We start from the raw sequence: 235 nt of genomic DNA on the forward strand, positions 1-235 counted from the left end.
CGATGACTTTGTCATGCAGCTCCACCGATTTTGAGAACGACAGCGACTTCCGTCCCAGCCGTGCCAGGTGCTGCCTCAGATTCAGGTTATGCCGCTCAATTCGCTGCGTATATCGCTTGCTGATTACGTGCAGCTTTCCCTTCAGGCGGGATTCATACAGCGGCCAGCCATCCGTCATCCATATCACCACGTCAAAGGGTGACAGCAGGCTCATAAGACGCTGGGGCGTCTTATG

General features: G+C 54.9%; 1 protein-coding gene. It reads right to left on the reverse strand.

Annotation, left to right across the window (positions count from 1 at the left end; translation table 11 throughout):
- Window positions 1-235 (reverse strand): IS1 family transposase (locus SB659_RS20545; RefSeq protein ID WP_410551777.1); only part of this gene is annotated, 235 nt, incomplete at both ends.

This window comes from Arthrobacter sp. SIMBA_036 (assembly GCF_046535135.1).
Taxonomy (GTDB): Bacteria; Actinomycetota; Actinomycetes; order Actinomycetales; family Micrococcaceae; genus Arthrobacter.